The organism is Mesorhizobium sp. M7A.F.Ca.ET.027.03.2.1 (assembly GCF_003999175.1).
In the GTDB taxonomy this organism is placed as follows: Bacteria; Pseudomonadota; Alphaproteobacteria; order Rhizobiales; family Rhizobiaceae; genus Mesorhizobium.
This window is the reverse complement of sequence record NZ_RZOM01000969.1, coordinates 1-2372: the sequence shown is the minus strand read 5'-3', so window position 1 is coordinate 2372 and position 2372 is coordinate 1. Positions and strand designations below refer to the sequence as shown.

At 63.9% G+C, this 2372-nt stretch carries 3 protein-coding genes; 2 read left to right on the top strand and 1 reads right to left on the bottom strand.

Annotated elements, in window-relative coordinates:
* A partial coding sequence (locus tag EN750_RS29760) for an MFS transporter (protein ID WP_145968035.1) occupies positions 1–907 on the bottom strand: 907 nt, incomplete at its 3' end.
* Positions 908–979: 72 nt separating this feature from the next.
* Between EN750_RS29760 and EN750_RS29755 the strand changes: the two genes are divergently transcribed.
* On the top strand, positions 980–1597 hold the full coding sequence (locus EN750_RS29755) for a TetR/AcrR family transcriptional regulator (RefSeq protein ID WP_127267937.1): 618 nt from the start codon (positions 980–982) through the stop codon (positions 1595–1597).
* A 45-nt stretch (positions 1598–1642) separates the two neighbouring features.
* Positions 1643–2236: a hypothetical protein gene (locus EN750_RS29750; protein ID WP_127398877.1), complete on the top strand. Its 594-nt coding sequence runs from the start codon at positions 1643–1645 to the stop codon at positions 2234–2236.
* Positions 2237–2372: the final 136 nt, after the last annotated feature.

Sequence of the window (2372 nt, the reverse complement as noted above, 5' to 3'; positions counted from 1 at the left end):
TGCGCGGATCGTAGCGGTCGGTGAGCCAGCCCGACAACGTCGTGCCGATCAGGTCGAAGATGCCCATCATCGACAGCAGGCCGGCGGCCTGCACTTCGCCGATGCCCATGTCGCCGCAGAACGCGATCAGATGCGTGCCGACCAGCCCGTTGGTGGTGAAGCCGCAGACGAAGAAGGTGGCGAACAGATACCAGAACACCCGCGTGCCGGCGGCACGGCGCAGCGTCGAGAACGTATGCGCCAGAAAATTGCCCTGTGACGCAGGCGGAGTGGGCGGCACGTCGTCAGCCTCGGCGCCGTAGCGCACCATGCCGATCGATGCCGGCCGCTCCGGCACCAGCAGCCAGACCAGCGGTATCAGGGCAGCGGTCGCGATCGCGACCGCAATGACAACCGGCTGCCAGCCGCCCGACTGCGCCAGCGCGGCGATCAGCGGCAGGAACACCAGCATGCCCGAGGCGCTGGAGGCCGACATCAATCCCATGACAAGCCCGCGATTGGTCTTGAACCACCGGTTGACGATGGTCGCGCCGAGCACGCTGGCGACAGCACCGGAACCAATGCCCGAGAACACGCCCCAGGTGATGAACAGATGCCACGGCTTGGTCATCAGCAGGCTGAGCGCGGTCGAGCCCGACATCACCACCAGCGAGGCCAGCAGCGTGCGGCGAAGCCCGATGCGCTCCATCAGGGCTGCGGCAAATGGCCCTGTCAGGCCGTAAAGCAGGATGCCGACACCGGCGGCCAGCGAGATGATGTCGCGCCGCCAGCCGAAACTGTTCTCCAGCGGCAGCATCATGACAGAGGGTGCGGAGCGCAGGCCAGCCGCGACCAGCAGGCTAAGGAAGATCACGCCGACCACGACGAAAGCGTAGCGCTGGCCAAAGGGGCGGGATTGAGCTATCATGTTACTGACCGGTACGTTGCAGGTGGAGTATGTATACGTACCGATCGGTAACATTGTCAATCGAGCCACACGATGCCAACCGACAAAAATATTGATCTGACCATCAGCGACGATCATGCGTCGGCGCCGCCGAAAGCAGCCAAGAAGATCCTCGATGTGGCGTATGACCTGTTCTACCGGCGCGGTATCAGGGCGATCGGCGTCGACGAGATCGTCAAGCGTGCCGGCGTCACCAAACCCAGCCTCTATCGCAGCTTTCCGTCCAAGGATGAACTGGCCGCCTCCTATCTCAGGCAGTACGATCTTGAATATTGGGAGCGTTTCGACGAGGCGGTTGCGGCTCATCCCGGCGACCCGCGCGCACAGATCAAGGCTTTCCTGACCCGCATCGGCAAGCGCACGCAAGTGGCGGACTATCGCGGCTGCGGCATGACCAACGCGGCGGTCGAATATCCCGACCACAGCCATCCGGCCCGTGTGGTCAGCGAGGCCAACAAGCAGGAATTGCGCCGCCGCCTGCGCGCCATGGCGGTTGCGATGGGCGCTCAAGACCCTGACACGCTCGGCGACGGCCTGCTGCTGCTGATCGAAGGCGCCTATATCAGTGGCCAGCTGTTCGGGCTCGGCGGCCCGGCGCAAGCGGTCGCCCGCAACGCCGACCTGCTGATTGAAGCGAGCTTGAAGAAATAACGTTTGGCGCTACGCTGCGGCAGCTTGCAACGGAGATTGACCGCCATGCGTGCCATTCTGATCCCGCTTGTTCTGGTCGGTCTGGGTCAGGCTGCGCAAGCCGACGGCATTTCCAGCGCCTACACCGATCTGGATTCGAAAAAGGATTGCGTGACCTACGCGCAGGCCGAGGAAGGCGACGGCGACTGGGCCGAACTCGCCTGTTCGGGCTATCGCGGCTATCCCGTGCTGATAGCCTATGACGATGCCCGTGAATCGCTGTTCTACGGCTTTCCGCCCGGCGGCGACATGACGACGGTCTGGGAGAGCTTTTCCGGTTTCAATTCGTCCGGAGCCAAGATCGAATGGCGCATCGAAACCACCGGCGACAAGGCTGTGCCCTATGCAGCCATCCATCGCCGCTCGATCAGCAATCCCGAGGACAAGAAAAAGCCGACCGAGGTGCTGCTCGTCGCCAAGGTCGGCCAGATGGACGCCCGCGACGGCTGCACCGTCGGCCTCGTGCTGGCCACCGGCAATCCCACCGCCAACGATCAGGCGCGCAAGCTTGCCGACGACAAGGCACGCACCTTCGCCTGCGGCAAGGACAGGCGCACCGTCATCGGCAATGTGCCGGCTTTCGGCCGGGTGGATAACTGAGCACGGCGGAGATTGGGCATCGCACCCGTAGCTTCGTCATCCACGGGCGGAGCAAGGAGCTTAGCGACGCAGCGCAGACCCGAGGATCCATGCCGCGACATCAACACCGCCGCGGCGGTGCAGAATTCCGTTCCGC

Coding starts and splice junctions, on each gene's coding strand:
- EN750_RS29755 (WP_127267937.1), top strand. CDS start 980: ATGCCAACCGACAAAAATATTGATCTGACCATCAGCGACGATCATGCG.
- EN750_RS29750 (WP_127398877.1), top strand. CDS start 1,643: ATGCGTGCCATTCTGATCCCGCTTGTTCTGGTCGGTCTGGGTCAGGCT.